This is a genomic window from Acidimicrobiia bacterium (assembly GCA_041394025.1).
Taxonomy (GTDB): domain Bacteria; phylum Actinomycetota; class Acidimicrobiia; order IMCC26256; family JAOSJL01; genus JAOSJL01.
In genome coordinates, this window is the sequence record JAWKJA010000002.1 from 1,260,103 (window position 1) to 1,278,221 (window position 18,119).

Here is an 18,119-nt window from a genome sequence, read left to right on the forward strand (position 1 = left end):
CGGATTCGTCGTGGTCCGCTACTCCTCGAGACGGAGCGCCGCCACGAACGCCTCCTGGGGCACCTCGACACTGCCCACCTGCTTCATGCGCCGCTTACCCTCCTTCTGGCGTTCGAGGAGCTTTCGCTTGCGCGTGACGTCACCGCCGTAGCACTTGGCGATCACGTCCTTGCGCTTCGCCTTCACCGTCTCCCGGGCGATGATCCGCCCGCCGATCGCCGCCTGTATCGGGACGTCGAACAACTGCCGGGGAATCAACTCGCGCAGCTTCTCGGTCATGCGACGCCCGTACTCGTAGGACCGGTCGCGGTGGATGATCGCCGAGAAGGCGTCGACGGGCGTGCCGTTGAGGAGGATGTCGACCTTCGTGAGGTCGGACGGCCGGTAGCCCGACGGCTCGTAGTCGAGGGACGCGTAACCGCGGGTGCTCGACTTCATACGGTCGAAGAAGTCGAGCACGATCTCACCCAGCGGCATCAGGTAGACGAGCTCCACGCGGTCCGCCGAGAGGTACTCCATCTGGGTCATCTCACCGCGTCGCCCCTGGCACAGCTCCATGAGAGGGCCCACGTAGTCGCTCGGAGACACGATGGTGACCCGAACGAACGGCTCCTCGACCGACTCGATGTCGCCACCCGCGGGGAGCGCCGACGGGTTGTCGACGATCTCCACGCCCCCGCCCCGGATGTTCGCCCGGTACTCGACGTTGGGCGCGGTGGTGACGAGCTCGAGGCCGTACTCACGCTCGAGGCGCTCGCGCACGATCTCCATGTGGAGCAGCCCGAGGAACCCGCAGCGGAAGCCGAATCCGAGCGCACCCGACGTCTCGGGCTCGTAGGTGAAGGACGAGTCGTTGAGCTGGAGCTTCTCCAGCGCGTCGCGCAGGTCGGCGAAGGCGTCGCCCTCGACCGGGTAGAGGCCGCAGAACACCATCGGCAGCGGGTCCCGGTAGCCCTCGAGAGGCTCGGCGGGGCGCTTCGGGTCGGTCAGCGTCTCACCCACCCTGGCCTCGCCGACATCCTTGATACCGGCGATGAGGTAGCCGACCTCACCGGGTCCGAGCTCGGCGACGGGCGTGTTGTCGGGGTCACGTACGCCGATCTCCTCGGCGACGTGGTCCTTCCCGGACTGCACGAAGCGCAGGGGCTCACCCGACGTCAGCACCCCGTCCACCACCCGGACCGCGCTGACGACACCGCGGTACGAGTCGTAGAACGAGTCGAAGATGAGCGCGCGCAGCGGATCCTCGGGATCGCCGGTCGGAGGCGGTACACGCTCGACGATGGCGTCGAGCAGTTCGGGGACGCCCTCGCCCGTCTTGGCCGAGATACGCAGCACCTCGTCGGCGCCGATCCCGAGAATCCGCTCGACCTCCCCCGACACACGGTCGGGATCGGCAGCGGGCAGGTCGATCTTGTTCACCGCCGCCACGACCACCAGGTCGTGCTCGATGGCCAGGTAGGTGTTGGCCAGGGTCTGGGCCTCGATGCCCTGCGAGGCGTCGACGAGCAGAAGCGCACCCTCGCAGGCGGCGAGGCTGCGCGAGACCTCGTAGCCGAAGTCCACGTGCCCGGGTGTGTCGATGAGCTGGAGCACGTGCTCGCCGAACCCCAGGCGCACGTTCTGCGCCTTGATCGTGATGCCGCGCTCGCGCTCCAGGTCCATGGAGTCGAGGTACTGCGCCCGCATCTGCCGCTCGTCGACGGCACCGCAGATCTCCAGCATCCGGTCGGCCAGGGTGCTCTTGCCGTGATCGACGTGGCTGATGATGGAAAAGGCGCGCAGGCGCTCGAGAGGGATCACGCTGCTCCGGGGCGTTCGGGAGCCGGGGACGGCCCGTTGGGCCGGTTGTCGGCGGCACTGTTACCCTACCGGGGCCTCGATCGGGTCAGGGCACTGCCCCCCGACCGACCCGCCACACCACGAACAGCCGCCCACGCATTCCGGAGCCACGACGCCCATGGCGAACATCAAGAGTCAGATCAAGCGGAACCGCCAGAACGAGCGGAACCGGGAGCGCAACGTCGCGGTCCGCTCCGGGATCAAGACGGCGACGAAGAAGGCCGAGGACAGCGGAGCGGACGACGACATCCGCACGGCGCAGAGCGCGCTCGACTCGGCGGCGTCGAAGGGCCGCATCCACAAGAAGCAGGCCGCCCGCCGCACGTCGCGGCTCATGAAGCGCGCCGCCGGGCGGAGCTGACCCGGACGACCCGGCGGGTCGTGTCAGCCCTGGCGAGCCGGGCTGCCCCGCCCCGAGCCACGCCGTCCCGACCCACGCGACAGGCCGGCCAGACGGGCCACGAGCAGCTCCATCACCAACTCGCCGTCGAGCCCGGTTCCACCCCGGAGGTCGACATCGGCGGCGGCGAGGAGATCCACGGCACGGCGGAGCCGGTCGGATCCGAGCGCCCGTGCCTGCGACAACGCCAACTTGGCCGGATACGCCTTGACCTTCCGGCCTGTGAGCTCGTGAAGGACCTCCGCGGCCTGCTCTTCGTTCGTGATCGCCGGGTCGTCGAGCGCCAGGAGCCTCCGATAGTGGTTGTGCAGCATCGCCATGACCTGCAACGGGTGCATCGGCCCACCGGTCCGGGCACCCGCTGAGACGAGAAGCCCGCGGACCCTCTCCACCGCGCCGGGCACGTCGCCTGCGTCGAGTGCGTTGTTGAGCTCCCAGGCAGGGCGGGCGCCCGCCTCCCCCAGATAGGGCTCGACGTCGTCGACATCGAGGGGCGCATCCTCGCCCGACACCGCGCGAAGGATCTGCATCAGCTCCGGGACCCGTTCCGCATCGTCGCCGAGATGGGCGCTGATCCGGTCGCGCGCCGCTCTCGTGAGCGCAACCCCGACAGCAGTGCTCTGCTGCTCCAGGTGATCCGCGGCTCGGCCGGCCCGCACGCTGACCTTCTCGCCGCCGGCCGCCTTCACAGCCTTGGTGAGCGACGTGGGTGGGGTCCCACCACCACCGACCAGCACGAGCTCGGTGGTCGGGAGGGGATCGTCGAGATAGGCGACGAGCGGTACTGCCTCGTCGGCCGAGAGCACGCCGACGTCGCGCACGACCACGATCCGGGCACGGGTTCCGAACGGTGGGCTCGATGCCGCGCTCGCGGCCGCGGCGGCAGCCTGCCGACGGTCTTCGCTCGTGGCTTCCTTGTCGGGGAGCGTGAGCTCTTCGACAGCGAGGCTGCGGTCGTCGGTACCGACCATCTCGTTGACGAGGCCGGCCACCGCGTCGTCGCGGCCGCGACCGTCGCCGGTGACCAGGTGGACCGTCACGCCCGCCACCTCGCCTCGAGAAGCGCCTGGGTCATCCGCGCGACGCGAACCGAGCCGCCGACGTCGTGGACCCGCACGATCCGGCATCCACGCTCGATGCCGTAGGCGACGCTCGCCAGCGAGACCTCGCGGCGGTCGGTCAGTTCGAGGTCGAGCACCGCGCCGAGGAAGCGCTTGTTGGACGCCGAGAGGAACAGCGGGAAGCCGAGTTCCGCGAGGCGCGCGTGCTCGCGCAGGAGAACAGCGCTCTGGGCCGGCGTCTTCCCGAGATCGAGCCCTGCGTCGAGCATGATCCGCTCACGAGCGATTCCGGCGTCGCGTGCCGCGTCCGCACGCGCCACGAGGAACGCCGCGACATCACCGACGAGGTCGTCGTAGTGTGGGTCCGGATCGGCGACGCGCGGTTTCAACCTGATGTGTGTGGCCACCACCGACGCACCGTGGGCCGCCGCCACCGTCAGGTAGTCGGGGTCGCCGAACCCGCTGATGTCGTTGCCGACGACGGCTCCCACCGCGCACGCCTCGGCCAATACCGAGGCTCTCCACGTGTCGACCGACAACGGGATGTCGAAGCGCTCGCGCAGCGCCGCGAGTGCGGGTATCACGCGGTCGAGCTCCTCCGCCTCCCCCACGTCGGGGCCCGGCCCGGCCTTCACGCCCCCCACGTCGAGGATGTCGGCCCCCTCGTCGACGAGCACGGCCGCACGCTCGACGAGGCGGTCGAGCGCGAACGTCTCACCCTTGTCGTAGAAGGAGTCGGGCGTGCGGTTGAGAATGCCCATGACCAGAGTGCGGGCCGTGATGTCGTAGGCGCGCTCACCGAGAACGAGCTGCCGCGCAGCGTCGGCCGACGCGACGGGAGACGTGGATCGGGTCACGGGAAGCGCCGGCATCGGCGGCGAGCCTACCTTCGGCCCGTGTCGCCACCCCCTGCGTGGTGAACCACCAGCCGCCGGACGGCGAGCATTGCGGCCACGGCGACGAGAAGCGCGACGCCACCCCGGCGCCCGACATCGACGGGGAGACGCGCGGCCACCTCGGCGACGGTCTCGACCCATCGGGCTGCCAGGAACGTGGGGATGCGGAAGAGGGCGGGTAGCGCCGGAAGCCACCATCCGAGCACGGCGTCGCTGATGCCGGCGGCGAAGCCCAGGGTCGTGATCGGCCCGGCCACCGGTACGGCCAGGAGGTTCGCGGGGACCGACACCAGCGGGACCGAGCCGAAGACCGTCAGCAGGACCGGTGTGACCCCGATCTGGGCGGCGACCGTGACGGCGAGGGGGAGCCTCACGAACGACGGTCCCCGCAGGCGGTGGGCGATCGGCACGGCCAGGGCGACGATGCCCGCGCTCGCCCCCACGGACAGCAGGAAGGCCACCGAGAACACCAGGAACGGGTCGAGGAGCACCAGGACGGCCACGGCCAGGCCCAGCGCCCGTGAGCCCGACACGGGACGCCCGACCAGCACACCGGCGAGTGAGGCCGCCGCCATCGTGGATGCCCGGAGGACCGACGGTTCGAAACGGGTCATGGCAGCGAAGACGACCAGCACGAGGAGCGAGGCGGGGATCCGGCCGAGCGGGCCGAGCCGGAGCAGGAGCGGCGCCGCCAGCGCCAGCACGAACGCAACGTTCGACCCCGACACCGCCAGCAGGTGCGTGAGCCCGGCGTCGCGGAAGTCGTCGAGCATGTCGTCGGGAATCGCCCGACGGTCGCCGAGGAGGAACCCGGCGACGAGCCCCCGCTCCGGGTCGGGCAACGGGTCGATGCCGGCCAGCACGGCGCGGCGGATCGGGTTGGCGACCGCGAGCACCGGCGACGACGGATCCGCGAAGTCGACGAGGTCGAGCGCACCCATCCGGCCCACGACGTGTTGGCGGGCGTAGCGCCGGTCGTAGCCCGTCAGCGGCGACAGCCACCCGCGCAGCACCACCGCGTCGCCGGCCTCGAGTTGCCCGATACGGCCGGCGGTCGGGGCGCCTGCCTCGACCAGGAGATGTCTCCCCCCGGCGGTGCGCCATGCGATGTCGGACGAGTCGCCGAGGAGCGCGAATCGCGTCGCCCGGACCTGGACGCGCGTCGAGAACCGACCGACGTCGGGATCGCCCACCACCGTGCCCGTCACGACGACGTCCGCACGCTGATCGACCGATTCGGTCAGGGGGGAGCGCTCCATGCCGTCGAGGGCACGCTGCATGGCGGCACCACCGAGGAGAAACGCGACGAGCAGGATCGCTGCGGCGCGCACCCGGGTCGCGGCGTCTCCGCGAGCGACCAGCGCGGCCACTCCCACCACTCCGGCACCCACGAGGGCGTATCCACCGGACCCGGCCCCGAGCCGGTCACCGACGTAGGCGCCGCCCGCCACCCCCACGGCCAGGAGAACCGGATAGAGCTCGAAGCCTTGGTGGTCCGACCCGGTACCGGCGAGTGAGCTGTTGCCGACCCGACCGTGCGCCGCCTCCGCTTCATCTCCGGGTGCGGTGCTCACACCGTGACGCGGTCGCGGAGGTCCTCGAAACGCTTCTCGCCGATCCCGCGTACATCCCGCAGCTCGTTGACCGAGCGGAAGCCCCCACGGGACTCCCGCTCGTCGATGATCGCCTCGGCCAGCACCGGCCCGATTCCCGGCAGCTCCTCGAGGTCGTCGGCATCCGCCTCGTTCAGGTTGACCGGTGCGTCGGGGTCCGCGTCACCGTCACCGCCGGCACCCGGCGTGTCGCCCACCCCGCCACTGACTCCGGATGCCGCCACCGGGTCGGGAGGGTCGCCACGGCGCGCCACCAGGATCCGCTGACCGTCCTCCAGGACGGCTGCCAGGTTGAGCCGATCGAGATCGGCGTCGGCCAGACCGCCGCCCGCGGAGTCGACGGCGTCACCGACCCGCGAACCCGGGGGGACCCGGACCACCCCGGGGCTGGCGACGGCACCGGCGACATGAACCACGATGTCGGCGTCCGGATCGACCGGTACCGCGCCGTCACGACCGTCGCCGCCGGTGTCGTCGGTCGTCGACGCGGGTTCGGCCGTGCCGACCGCCCCGGCGGCTCCGGTCGACGACGGTTGCCCGACGCCGAGTGCCGTCTCGTCGGGCCCGCCGGTTCCCGAGCGGTACCAGAGGAAGCCGGCCACGAGCGCGGCGGCGACGAGTACGGCAATGGCGGCACGGGGATCGGCCCCGAGGTCGCGCAGCCTGTCGCCGATCGTGGGAACGAACGCCGACGGTCCGAATCCGTCGGTCGGCGGGGCCGGATGTCGCCGCGACGGATCGTCGTGGTCATTGCTCTCGGGCATGGTCTCCTCCTGCGCGCGGTGGGCGGGAGGAAGACGGAGGGAAGTACCCGTACGCCGCGCACGCTACCAGCGCACGGGACCTGCGGGAAGGGCCGCGGGGCCTCAGCGACCGGAGAGCTGCCGGGCCTCGACCTCGAGGTGGATCTGCCGGTAGGCCTCGTGGTGCCCCAGGCCGCGTCGGCGCCGGGGACGTGGGCGTGGAGGGCGCGCTCGACGGGACTCAGACGGGGGCTCACCCGCGACCGCTCAACCGACGACGAAGTTCACGAGCCTGCCGGGCACGACGACGACGCGCCGGACCGTCACATCGGCGAGGTGTGCGCCGATTCGTTCGTCGGCGCGCGCGGCGGCTTCGAGCTCGTCGTCGTCGATCCCGGCCGGCACGAACAGCTTCGCCCTGACCTTGCCGTTCACCTGCACCGGCACCTCGATCTTCTCCACGACCAGGAGTGCCGGATCGGCCTCCGGAAACGGCTCGCGGGCCAGCGACCCGGCGCGCCCGGTGCGCTCCCACAGCTCCTCGGCGATGTGGGGTGCCAGCGGCGCGACCATGAGCACCAGCGGGCTCACGACCTCAGACGGCGAGGAGCCGGTGGTGCCGACGACCCGTGCCAGCGCGTTGTTGAGCTCGAAGAGGCGCGCGATGGCCGTGTTGAACTCGAGGTTCTCCATGTCGGTCGTCACGGCGTCGATGGTCCGGTGCAGCACGGCGCGGAGATCGGGATCCGCCGGCTCGTCGGTGACGATCGTCTCCCCGGTGTCCTCGTCGACGACGTTTCGCCACAGCCGCTGGAGGAACCGGTGGACGCCGATGATGTCGGAGGTCTGCCAGGGGCGGCTGGCGTCGAGAGGTCCCGTCGACATCTCGTAGAGGCGGAGCGTGTCGGCGCCGTACTCGGCGTAGATGTCGTCGGGAGCCACGGCGTTGCGCAGACTCTTGCCCATCTTCCCGAACTCACGCGTGACCGGACGGCCCTCGTAGCTGTAGGTCTCGCCGTCGGTGCCGTCGCCGTGCACCTCGACGTCGGCCGCGTCGACGTAGACGCCACGTTCGTCGCGATAGGCGGCGGCCAGGATGTAGCCCTGGTTGAACAGCCGGGCGAACGGTTCCGGTGTCGAGACGTGCCCGAGGTCGTACAGCACCTTGTGCCAGAACCGCGCGTAGAGGAGATGCAGGACGGCGTGCTCGACGCCGCCGACGTAGAGGTCGACGCCACCCGAGGCACGGTCGCCCTGCATCCAGTACGCCTCGATGTCGGGCGCGACGGCCGCCTCGGAGTCGGTGGGATCGAGGTAGCGCAGGTAGTACCAGCACGACCCCGCCCACTGCGGCATCGTGTTGAGCTCCCGCCGGTAGCTCTGCCTCCCGTCACCGAGATCGAGCTCCACGGCCGCCCACTCCTCGGCACGCGCGAGCGGTGGCTCGGGAAGCGTGTCCTCGTCGTCGGCCACGATGCGCGGCTCGAAGTCGTGGATCTCGGGCAGTTCGACGGGCAGCATGGTCTCGGGCACCGTGTGGGGTGCGCCGTCGGCGTCGTAGACGATCGGGAACGGCTCACCCCAGTAGCGCTGCCGGCTGAACAACCAGTCGCGCAGCTTGTAGGTGACCGCCGACCTCCCGGATCCCTGCGCGACGAGCCACGTCGTGATGGCCTCCTTGGCGGCCTCCACGCCGAGCCCGTCGAGAGAGACGTCGTCGTTGGCGGAGTTCACGCCGACACCGTCGCCCGTGTAGGCCTCGGGCCACTCCGAGATGTCGGCGCCGGGTGGGAGCCCGCGTTCCTCGAACCAGGAGTCGGGGGGCCCGATGACGCAGGCCTTGGGGAGCTCGAAGGCGTCGGCGAACTCGAAGTCGCGCTCGTCGTGGGCCGGGACGGCCATGATGGCTCCGGTGCCGTAGCCCATGAGCACGTAGTCGGCGACGAACACCGGGATGTGTTGGCCGTTCACCGGGTTCACGGCGAAGGCGCCGGTGAACACGCCCGTCTTCTCACGGCCCTCACTCTGGCGCTCGAGCTCGGACTTGGACCCGGCGAAGTCGCGGTAGCGCCGCACGGCCTCAGTGGGCTCGACGTCGGTGCCGAAGAGGCCACGCCACGCCACCGGGACCGGTGCGGCCCACTCGTCGCCCCCGGGCCACTCACCCGGGACGATGTGGTCGAGAACCGGGTGCTCCGGCGCCACGACCATGTACGTCGCGCCGAAGAGAGTGTCGGGGCGTGTCGTGAAGACCGTGAGATCGACGTCGGTGTGGCCCTCGATCCCGAAACGGACCTCGGCGCCGGTGCTGCGGCCGATCCAGTTCCGCTGCATCAGCTTCACGGAGTCGGCCCAGTCGAGGAGATCGAGGTCGGCCAACAGCCGCTCGGCGTACGCCGTGATGCGCAGCATCCACTGGCGCAGCGGCCGACGGTGCACGGGGTGGTCGCCGCGCTCGGAGCGGCCCTCGGGCGTGACCTCCTCGTTGGCGAGGACGGTCCCGAGCGCCGGGCACCAGTTGACGGGTTGCTCGTCGAGGTAGGCCAGCCGGTGGGCGTCGATCACCGCTCGACGGGTGGTGTCGTCGAGCTCGTTCCAGGGCGTGCTCGGGTCGACCCCCTCGGGGTACGCGTCAGGGTCCGGCCGGCGCTCCCCCGACTCGAGGTCCTCCACGAGCTCGGTGATCGGCCGCGCCCGCTCGGCGTCGCGGTCGTAGTAGGAGTCGAAGATCCGGCAGAAGATCCACTGGGTCCAGCGGTAGTAGTCGGGGTCCGTTGTGGCGACGCTGCGTCGTTCATCGTGACCGAGGCCGAGGCGCCGCAGCTGCCGGCGCATCGTGGCGATGTTCTCCTCGGTGGTGACGCGCGGATGGCGGCCCGTCTGCACGGCGTACTGCTCGGCGGGTAGCCCGAAGGCGTCGTAGCCCATGGCGTGGAGGACGTTGCGGCCCCGCATGCGCTGGAACCGGGCGTAGACGTCGGTTCCGATGTAGCCGAGGGGGTGGCCGACGTGGAGGCCGGCGCCACTCGGGTAGGGGAACATGTCGAGGACGTACAGCTTGTCGACACCGGCCAGCGCGTCGAAGCCGTCGGACAGCGGCCCGGACGGGTTGGGGGCGTGGAAGGTGTGCTCCTCGTCCCAGCGGTGCTGCCACCGCTTCTCGATGGCACCGGCGAGGGCTGCGTCGTAGCGGTGGGACGGCGTGGGCGGAGCCGGTTCGCCGGGCGTTGACGTCACGCCGGGGAGCGTACGCGCCATACGGCCCCGGGCCGGGAATGAAATCGGGGCGCTGCTATCGTTGTGCGCCCCGGGGCTGTAGCTCAGCCGGAAGAGCGCCTGCATGGCATGCAGGAGGTCGTGGGTTCAAGTCCCATCAGCTCCACTGCCCTCCCGACGACAACGCCCCACACACCCCCCACGAGCCGCCACCGAAACCGGGCGGTCACGACGGTTTCCCACCATGAGCACCAACGACACGACCGCGCACGAGGAGACGCCCGGCAGCGGCGCCATCGTCGAGCCGAGGAGGATCCGGGGACGGCACCTGGTCGGCATCACGGCGATCATCGTCGTGGTGGTCGTCGTGGGCACCTACCTCCTCGGCCGCACGACGGCGTCCACCGAGACCCGCTCGGCCGAGGACCAGCAGGTCCTGGAGGCCGCTGTCGTGGCCCAGGCCGTCGAGTTCGGCGACTTTCTCCTCCAGACCCGTGACGACTTCATCAAGGAACGCGAGGACAAGGGCGACGACGCCGACGACACCGAGAAGGAGGAGCTCGCCCTCGCCGAGGACAACATCGGCTACGACGACGTCCTGATGGAGGCGTCCGACGACTTCACCGACGGCGCCGACCTGGCGGTGCAGGTCCACGAGATCAAGGACGACACCGGAGTCCCCACGAAGTCCGAGGACGAGCCGGGCGACGAGGTCGACGATAACGGCTTCGTGCAGGTGGAGATCGGCTTCACGAGTGCCTGCATCGACCTGACGCTCCTCGACAAGGACGGGCCGAGCAGCGAGGTGGCCGACGGTGCCGAGATCTCGTGGGTCACCTCCGGGCCGTGCCCGACAGAGTCGGCTTACCCCGACACGACCACGACGACCACGACCTCGGGCGACACGACGACATCGACCACGACCGGGAACGGCTCCTGATGGCGAAGAAGAAGTCGAGGAAGCGTCGCTCCGCCGGCGGTCCCACGGGGAAGCCCGGGGCCGCCACGAAGGCGCAGGCGAAGCAGAGTCAGAAGGCCGGGACCTCCGGCCCGAAGACCCGAAAAGGCACGAAGCCCGACTCCAAGCAGCCACGCTCGGTCTTCGACGTGGCGAAGGGCACCTCGCAGGCCCAGCGCATCACGATCGCCACGGTCATCGTGGTCGTGGCCGCCGTGGCGGGCCTCGTCGCCGGCCGCTCCGCAGGGTCGAACCCCGGGCGCTACAACGACGAGTCGGCGGCCGTCGATGCCGCCCGCGATTCGGGTGACTTCGACCTCACGCCAGGCACCGCGACGCAACTCCCAGCGGGTGAGACCGGGCCGATCTGCGTCCCCGACAGCGAGGGCACGAGCCCCACGCAGGGTACGTGCGGCTCACCACCGCCGGCATCCGGTGAGAGCGAGGCGGGCACCACGGAGACGACGGCGGCGGAGTAGCCGCCCTCATAGCCGCGCTCGGGTGGCGGCGACATCCGCGTCTTCCTCGACCCCGTCTTCCCCCACCCCGCCTGCACCCGCGCCCGTGTCCACGACGGGGGCGTCGGCCCAGAGCCTCTCGAGGTCGTAGAGGTCGCGCGACCCGGGATCGAACACGTGGACGACGATGTCGCCGAAATCGACGAGGACCCACTCGGACTCCTCGAGACCCTCCACCCGTGGCGTGGCATCGGGCCGGGTGCTCGACATGTTCTCCTCGACGGCGTCGACGATCGTGCGGATCTGGCGGCTGTTGGTGCCCGTCGTAATCACGAAGTACTCGGCGATCCCCAGGATGTCGCCCACGTCGAGGGCGACGGTGTCGACACCACCCTTGTCGCCGGCCGCGCCGACGACACCTGCGACCCGCCGGAGCACGTCATCGTCGTGGGTCGCCAGGTCGCCTCCTCAGGTCGCGGGCGCCGGTGCGGCGCCAGGGTCGGTGGGTGCGATGTCGGCACCGATCACAACTGTGACGTCGACCGAGCCGAGCTCGGGGTCGGCCTTCCCGACGGGCGCTCCCCCGAGAATCCCGGCGATCTCCTGCGCGGCCTCGCGGTTCTCGTCGCGATGGTACGCGACGCTCGTCTTCTCGATCCCGAAACCCGGGATGTTGCCCGTCAGCGTGACCTCGACGCCCAGGGGCATGAGCGCCTCGGCGACACCGGCGGTGACTCCCACGAGGCCGGCGCCATTGCGGAGCTCGACGCGGGGGCGGGACCCGTCGGGAGCCATGACGGCGCCGGGGAACAGGCTGTCGAGGGTGGCGGGGATGTCGTCGTCGCGCAGGCGGAAGCGCTCGTCGTCGCCGCTTCCGACGGGCTCCACCGGGAGTGTCTCGACGTGCACGCCGCCCGCTGCCGCCTCTACGAGGGGCTCGAGGCCCGGTGCACCCGCCAGGACGCCATCGGCCACGCCGGTGTCGGCGGACATCGCGGCGAGGAGTCCCTCGAGGACGGCCTGGGCGGTGACGAGATCGTCCAGTTCGCTGCCTTCGCCGGGGAGGAGGAGCAGTCGACCGGCGTCCTGGCCGCTGATCGTCTGGTTGCCGGCGGGGAACGACACGCGGCCGTCGTCGGTGTCGATCGTCACGGGCTCGCGCAGCCGGACGTCGACCGCCGGAACGGCCGCGAGGGTGGCCGACAGGTCGAGAGTCGGCACCATGGTGGCGTCACCGCTGCGGACGCCCAGGGCGTTCGACACACTCAGGGGGAGGAGACCGCCCGGCTCACCGACCTCGACCGGCACCTCCCGCAGCGGCCGCGGCCCGAGCGAGGGGACCTCCACCTGCGTTCCGACGGGGACGAGCAGCAGCGACGGGCCCCCGTCGGCGTTCTCACCCACGAGGACCAGCAGCGACGCTGTCCCGTCGGGATCCACGGAGCCGATGAGATGCGTCGTGGTCTCCTCGACCGCCGCGGGCTCGGAAGCAGCCGGTGCGTCCGGCGGCGTGCCGGACCGGTCCGTGAGGCGGCTCACGGCCACCGTCGTGGCGGCGAGCAGCACCACGACGAGGAGTACGAGCAGCGCGACCCGGACACGGCGCCGGCGACGCCGGAGTTGCCGCCTGCTTCGTCGCGGAAGGGGAGCGGCGGCGGGTTCCGGGCCGTCGTAGAGGGGATCGACATCGACGATGACCGGATCGTCGTCGCCCACGCGTGGCAGAGGAGGTGTGATCGGCCGCTCCGTGAGCGTGGTTCCCGAGCCCTCAACCATCGCGCGCAGTGTAGAGGTGTCGCTGCGCGATCTGGCGTACCACAGCCGGCGGAAGGAGCCCGCCCACGGGCCGGCCTGCGGCCAGGCGCTCGCGGATACCGTGGGAGCTGATGTCGAGGCGGGCGACGTCGACGGTTTCCACGCGTCCGGCCAGGTTCTGGGGGACGCCGGTGCCGACGTCGGCGTCGGTGCTCCTCTCGAACGCCACGACCGTCGCCAGGTCCCAGAGGGACTCCGCACGGTGCCACGTGTGGAGGGTGCGGAGAGCGTCGGTTCCGAGGAGCAGAAAGAGCTCACGGTCGGGCGCCGAGAGCAGCTCGAGTGTCTCGACGGTGTAGCTCGGCCCGGAGCGTCGTATCTCGACGTCGCTGACCTCGAGGCCGTCGATGCCCGCCACGGCCGTTTCGACCATCGCCAGGCGTTCCGCAGCGGGCGCTTCCACCGTCCCGGCCTTCTGCCAGGGCTCACCCGCCGGAATCATGACGACGGAGTCGAGTTCGAGCGCGTGGCCGGCGTCGAGTGCCGCGGCGATGTGGCCGTTGTGGACGGGGTCGAAGGTTCCCCCGAAGACACCGAGTCGGGTCACGTCACCATCTCCACCCCCGCCATAGCCTCGATACACCGGTGGGGCCCGCGACGGTCCTCTACCATCACGACGTGCCCATCGAGTCGTCGGGCTCCGACGAGTCCGTGTACGTGCTCCTCCAGGTTCGGCTTCCCGACCGCCCGGGTGGCCTCGGGCTCGTGGCCTCGCGCATCGGTGCCCTGCGCGGCGACATCGTCGACGTGACGGTTCTCGATCACCGCTCGGCGTCTGCGGTCGACCAGCTCACGGTGCGCTTGGGGTCGGCCGACCACCTCCGGATGGTCGTGCGCGAGGTCGAGGAGGTCGACGGGGTCACCGTGGAGGCGGCCCGGCTCGTTGCCGATCCCCGGGATCCCGGAGCGGAGACACTCCGCACGATCTCGGCACTGCTCGAGGCCCACAACGTCTCCGAGCTCCAGCGCAGCCTCGCCCACGGCATCCGGCGGCGCTTCGTGGCCGAGTGGGCGATGGTCGTGACCGCCGATGCCGTGGTGGCGACCTCGGGCCCGGCACCGGCGCTGTCGGGCATCCCCGGCGCGCGCCCTGCAACCGGCAACGAAGGTGGCGAAGCGGACGGCAGCGACGCCGCCGACGGCGAGAGCACGGGCGACCCCGGCGTCGACCACGGTGACGGGACCCTCGCCGGGGGCACCATCGCCCGGGGGCTGTTGCCCGAGCACGGCGCCGAGGTCCTCGTCGGGCGACCCGACCACCCTTTCTACCCCCGCGAGTGCGCCATGGTCCGGATCATGAGCCGGATGGCCGACGCCGTGTGGGGTCACCACGACTCTCGGTAGGTCGGGCACGTCACGTGTCGATCACGGCGGTGACGAACCGTTCGAGCTGGCGCAGGTTGCGGCACTCGTAGACCCCGTCGCAGTGCGGCGCGTACTCCCCGACGACGGAGTCTCCGCTGTCCCAGTAGCCGCGGGGCTCGGGATTGAGCCAGTAGACGTGACGTCCGCGCTTGCGGAGATCCTCGAGGACCCAGGCCTGTGTGGCGTGGTAGTTGTTGCGCGCGTCGCCGAGCACGAGTACGGAGGTCTTCGGGGTGACCTCGCGGGCGTGGCGCTCGTGGAAGACCTCGAGGGCGTGCCCGTAGTCGGAGTGACCGTCGACCCACACGACATCGGCCTCGGTGTTGACCCTCTGGACGGCGTCGGCGACGTCGTCGGACTCCTCGAAGAAGCGGGTGACCTCGTCGATCCCGTCGATGAACACCCAGGAGCGAACACGCGAGAACTGACTCGCCATGGCGTGCACGAACTGGAGCGTGAAGCGGGCGAAGCTGGCCACCGAGCCCGAGATGTCGGCCACCACCATGATCTCGGGCTTCGACGGGCGGGGATTCCGGAACTTCGGCTCGGCCGGTACGCCGCCGTACGACAGTGAGTGACGAACGGTGGAGCGGAAGTCGAGGTGACCCCGGTTACGCCGCTTCCGCCGCTGCGCCAGCCGCGCGGCCAGAGCGCGGGTCAACGGGTAGATGGCCCGCTGCAGGGCCAGCATCTCCACGCGCGAGGCGTGCATGAACTCGGCGTCCTCGGGAAGTGGCTTGCGCAGCGTTCGCGCCATCGCCTCCGGACCGCGGTCGGCGACGAGGCGGCGACGGATCTCCTCCTCCACCAGCTCACGAAGAACCCCGACGCGACGCTCCGACTCCTCGCGGGCCAGACGCTCGGCCAGTGGGTCGGCGTCCTCGACGTCGGCGTCGTCCTGCTCGGCCGACACGAGACGCTCGAGCAGATCGTCGACGTCGAGCTGCCGCAGCGTTCGGTACAGGTAGTAGGTGCCGCCGACGGGACGACCGGGCTCCATACCGGCGAACCGCCCCACGGCGTCGGCGGCGAGGGCACGCAGCTCGTCGCGGTCCATCCCGCCGAGCGCCGCCACGATCAGATCGCGTAGCTCGTCGTCGGAGAGCTGGTCGCCCGCTCCCCCGCCACCCGGTGCGCCACCGGCGGCTGACCGCTCACCGTCGTCGTCAGCCTCGGCGGGCGACGAGCCCAGCAGCGAGAAGTAGACGTCGAACACGGTGTCGAAGGCCGGCCGGTGCCTGTGGTGCTTGATGAGCGTTGCGGCCAGGACGGCGCGAAGCGCCTCGCGGTCTTCGAGGCCGATGTGGCGCACCGCCTCCATCGCATCGAGGTTCTCCGTCATCGAGACGGGGAGACCCGCCGCGCGGAGCTCGTGCACGAAGCCCTGGAGGACGTCGAGCATGGCGGCGTCGTCGTGCAGCGTCGCGCCCGACGCGTTCAGGCCCGGGAAACGGTACGAGCGCAGGCTCAACCGACCGTTCCGCCCGCGCCCAGTGGGTTCTTGGCGTCGGCCCCGAGCTCGCTGCGCGCCTTGGCGATGTCGGACTGGTACTTGAGCAGCACGTGCAGCGTCTCCTCGAGCACGCCGGCGTCGATCTCGTGGCGACCCAGGAACAGGAGCGTGCGGGCCCAGTCGATCGTCTCGGAGATCGACGGCGCCTTCTTGAGGTCGAGCGCGCGCACCGACCGCACGACAGCGGCCACCTGCCGCGCGAGGTCTTCGTCGATCTCGGGGACGCGTACGCGTACGATCTCGCGTTCCCGGTCGAGGTCGGGGTAGTCGACGTGCAGGTAGAGACACCGGCGCTTCAGGGCCTCGGACAGCTCCCGGGTGTTGTTGGAGGTGAGGAACACCGCCGGGCGCTGGGTGCCCTTGATCGTGCCGAGTTCGGGGATCGAGACCTGGAAATCGGAGAGCACCTCGAGGAGAAGCGCCTCGGTCTCCACCTCGACGCGGTCGACCTCGTCGATCAGCAGAACCACGGGCTCCTCGGAGCGGATCGCCTCGAGAAGTGGGCGGGTGAGGAGGAACTGCTCCGAGAAGATGTCGGACTCGACCTCGGCCCAACTCGCCTCGTGCTCGCGGTCGGCCTGAATCCGCAGGAGCTGCTTCTTGTAGTTCCACTCGTAGAGCGCCTTCGACTCGTCGAGGCCCTCGTAGCACTGGAGGCGGATGAGCCGCGATCCCGACACCGTGGCCACGGCCTTGGCGAGCTCGGTCTTGCCGACGCCGGCGGGACCCTCGACGAGCACCGGCTTTCCGAGCTTCTCGGCGAGAAAGACGACGCCGGCGATGCCCGACTCGGCGAGGTAGTCGGCGTCGCGCAGGCGTTCCACGACGTCGTCGACGGACTCGAAGGCCGTCATCGCTGCTCGCTCATGGTCGCCTGTTCCGTCACTCCCGGACCTGTCCGTCACCCCAGAGCAGGTACTTGGTGGTGGTGAGCTCGCGGAGGCCCATCGGGCCGCGGGCGTGGAGCTTCTGGGTCGAGATCCCGATCTCCGCTCCGAAACCGAAGAACTCACCGTCGGTGAACCGGGTGGACGCGTTGACCACGATCGCCGCGGCGTCGACGCGCTCGGCGAACTGTCGGGCCGCGGCGAGCTCGGTCGTGACGATGGCTTCGGTGTGCCCGGAGCTGTGGCGATTGACGTGGTCGATGGCTGCGTCGAGTGATGCGACGACACCGACGGACATCTCGAGAGCGAGGAACTCCCTGCTGAAGTCGGCATCGGTGGCCGAGCCCATCCCGGACACGATGGCGCGCGCTGCGTCGTCACCGACGAGCGTGACACCTTCATCGACGAGCGCGGATGCGACCCGGGGAAGGAACTCACCCGCGATGTCGGCGTGAACGATGAGGGACTCGGCGGCGTTGCACACACTCGGGCGCTGGGTCTTCGCGTTCACCACGATCCGAGTGGCCGTGTCGAGATCGGCGTCCTTGTCGACGTAGACCTGGCAGTTGCCGTCGCCGTCGACGATCACGGGCACGGTGGCGTGCTCCGCGATGCTGGCGAGGAGCGCCGGCCCGCCACGGGGGATCAGGCAGTCGACGTAGCCCTCGAGCTGCATGACCGCCGCCGCCGTCTCGTGCGAGGTGTCCTCGACGAGGAGCACGGAGTCCTCCGGCAGCCCGGCCTTTCGGGCCGCGGCGCGCAACACGGCCGCCACGGCCGTGTTGGACCGCAGGGCCGTGGACGAACCCCGCAGCAGGGAAGCGTTGCCCGACTTGAGGCACAGGCCGGCGGCGTCGCTCGTGACATTGGGCCGGTTCTCATAGATGATGGCGAGGACCCCGAGGGGAACCCGCACCTTCTCGATGACGACGCCGTTGGCCCGCCGGGTCCCGCCGACGATCTCCCCGACAGGGTCTTCGAGACCCGCGACGGTGCGGAGCCCCGCCGCCATCGACTCGAGGCGCTCTTCGTCGAGCCGGAGCCGGTCGAGCGGCGTGCCGCCCACACCCTCGGACCGGGCAGTGTCGAGGTCTCCGGCGTTGGCCTCGAGGATCTCGGGTGCCCGCTCGCCCAGGAGCTCCGCGGCGACGAGGAGGGCGTTGTTCTTCGTGTCGGTCGAGGCGACGGCCAGAGCCCGTGAGGCCTCGCGTGCACGACGGCCGAGATCGACGACGGCATCGGGAAGGGTGGCGGAGCGCACGGGCATCACACAAGCCTACTTCGCCCCGTGTGCAGGGCCCCCCGGTATCGGGCCGTCGGCCGTCCCGTCGCACGCACACCGGCCGCCAGGA

General features: G+C 70.7%; 16 protein-coding genes and 1 tRNA gene. 5 read left to right on the top strand and 12 right to left on the bottom strand.

Annotated elements, in window-relative coordinates; all coding sequences use genetic code 11:
- Positions 1-18: 18 nt before the first annotated feature.
- The gene (lepA, locus tag R3A49_05810; GenBank protein MEZ5170249.1) at positions 19-1,803 is read right to left on the bottom strand and encodes a translation elongation factor 4; all 1,785 of its coding nucleotides are present in this window, start codon (positions 1,801-1,803) and stop codon (positions 19-21) included.
- A 157-nt stretch (positions 1,804-1,960) separates the two neighbouring features.
- Between lepA and rpsT the strand changes: the two genes are divergently transcribed.
- Entirely contained in the window at positions 1,961-2,203 is a 243-nt protein-coding gene (gene rpsT, locus R3A49_05815; protein MEZ5170250.1) for a 30S ribosomal protein S20, read from the top strand.
- A 23-nt stretch (positions 2,204-2,226) separates the two neighbouring features.
- On the opposite strand, the gene R3A49_05820 is transcribed toward rpsT, so the two are convergent.
- The 5 genes from R3A49_05820 to R3A49_05840 all read right to left on the bottom strand — a co-directional run bounded on the left by R3A49_05820 (position 2,227) and on the right by R3A49_05840 (position 9,792).
- Positions 2,227-3,282 carry a hypothetical protein gene (locus R3A49_05820; protein MEZ5170251.1) on the bottom strand — a complete coding sequence of 352 codons (1,056 nt, stop codon included), beginning with the start codon at positions 3,280-3,282 and terminating at the stop codon, positions 2,227-2,229.
- On the bottom strand, positions 3,279-4,175 hold the full coding sequence (gene folP, locus R3A49_05825) for a dihydropteroate synthase (protein ID MEZ5170252.1): 897 nt from the start codon (positions 4,173-4,175) through the stop codon (positions 3,279-3,281). Before folP ends, R3A49_05820 begins: the two co-directional genes overlap by 4 nt.
- 11 nt (positions 4,176-4,186) lie before the next feature.
- Entirely contained in the window at positions 4,187-5,773 is a 1,587-nt protein-coding gene (locus tag R3A49_05830) for a ComEC/Rec2 family competence protein (protein MEZ5170253.1), read from the bottom strand.
- The gene (locus tag R3A49_05835) at positions 5,770-6,576 is read right to left on the bottom strand and encodes a ComEA family DNA-binding protein (GenBank protein ID MEZ5170254.1); all 807 of its coding nucleotides are present in this window, start codon (positions 6,574-6,576) and stop codon (positions 5,770-5,772) included. Before R3A49_05835 ends, R3A49_05830 begins: the two co-directional genes overlap by 4 nt.
- Before the next feature lie 246 nt (positions 6,577-6,822).
- Positions 6,823-9,792 carry a class I tRNA ligase family protein gene (locus R3A49_05840; protein ID MEZ5170255.1) on the bottom strand — a complete coding sequence of 990 codons (2,970 nt, stop codon included), beginning with the start codon at positions 9,790-9,792 and terminating at the stop codon, positions 6,823-6,825.
- A gap of 72 nt (positions 9,793-9,864) precedes the next feature.
- On the opposite strand from R3A49_05840, the gene R3A49_05845 reads away from it, so the two are divergent.
- The 3 genes from R3A49_05845 (at position 9,865) to R3A49_05855 (ending at position 11,208) form a co-directional block, all read left to right on the top strand.
- Positions 9,865-9,937 (top strand) — tRNA-Ala (locus tag R3A49_05845).
- Between the two features lie 78 nt (positions 9,938-10,015).
- Positions 10,016-10,711, top strand: coding sequence for a hypothetical protein (locus tag R3A49_05850; protein MEZ5170256.1), 696 nt, complete (start codon positions 10,016-10,018; stop codon positions 10,709-10,711).
- The gene (locus R3A49_05855; protein ID MEZ5170257.1) at positions 10,711-11,208 is read left to right on the top strand and encodes a hypothetical protein; all 498 of its coding nucleotides are present in this window, start codon (positions 10,711-10,713) and stop codon (positions 11,206-11,208) included. Before R3A49_05850 ends, R3A49_05855 begins: the two co-directional genes overlap by 1 nt.
- 6 nt (positions 11,209-11,214) lie before the next feature.
- Here R3A49_05855 and rsfS read toward each other — a convergent pair whose 3' ends face one another.
- Genes rsfS through nadD form a run of 3 tightly spaced genes read right to left on the bottom strand, consistent with a single transcriptional unit; the run spans position 11,215 to position 13,549 of the window.
- The gene (gene rsfS / locus R3A49_05860) at positions 11,215-11,625 is read right to left on the bottom strand and encodes a ribosome silencing factor (protein ID MEZ5170258.1); all 411 of its coding nucleotides are present in this window, start codon (positions 11,623-11,625) and stop codon (positions 11,215-11,217) included.
- 30 nt (positions 11,626-11,655) lie between these two features.
- A complete protein-coding gene (locus tag R3A49_05865; GenBank protein MEZ5170259.1) occupies positions 11,656-12,963 on the bottom strand; it encodes a LytR C-terminal domain-containing protein in 1,308 nt (435 codons plus the stop codon).
- Positions 12,956-13,549, bottom strand: a complete 594-nt coding sequence (gene nadD / locus R3A49_05870) for a nicotinate-nucleotide adenylyltransferase (protein ID MEZ5170260.1) — start codon at positions 13,547-13,549, stop codon at positions 12,956-12,958. Before nadD ends, R3A49_05865 begins: the two co-directional genes overlap by 8 nt.
- A 71-nt stretch (positions 13,550-13,620) precedes the next feature.
- Between nadD and R3A49_05875 the strand changes: the two genes are divergently transcribed.
- Complete coding sequence (locus tag R3A49_05875) at positions 13,621-14,346, top strand: hypothetical protein (GenBank protein ID MEZ5170261.1); 726 nt, start codon at positions 13,621-13,623, stop codon at positions 14,344-14,346.
- Between the two features lie 10 nt (positions 14,347-14,356).
- Here the strand turns inward: R3A49_05875 and R3A49_05880 are convergent, their stop codons facing one another.
- The 3 genes from R3A49_05880 to R3A49_05890 are packed head-to-tail and all read right to left on the bottom strand — an operon-like array spanning position 14,357 to position 18,034.
- Positions 14,357-15,838: a VWA domain-containing protein gene (locus R3A49_05880; GenBank protein MEZ5170262.1), complete on the bottom strand. Its 1,482-nt coding sequence runs from the start codon at positions 15,836-15,838 to the stop codon at positions 14,357-14,359.
- A complete protein-coding gene (locus tag R3A49_05885; protein MEZ5170263.1) occupies positions 15,835-16,734 on the bottom strand; it encodes a MoxR family ATPase in 900 nt (299 codons plus the stop codon). The genes R3A49_05880 and R3A49_05885 overlap by 4 nt, the downstream gene beginning before the upstream one ends.
- Positions 16,735-16,762: 28 nt before the next feature.
- Entirely contained in the window at positions 16,763-18,034 is a 1,272-nt protein-coding gene (locus R3A49_05890) for a glutamate-5-semialdehyde dehydrogenase (GenBank protein MEZ5170264.1), read from the bottom strand.
- Positions 18,035-18,119: the final 85 nt, after the last annotated feature.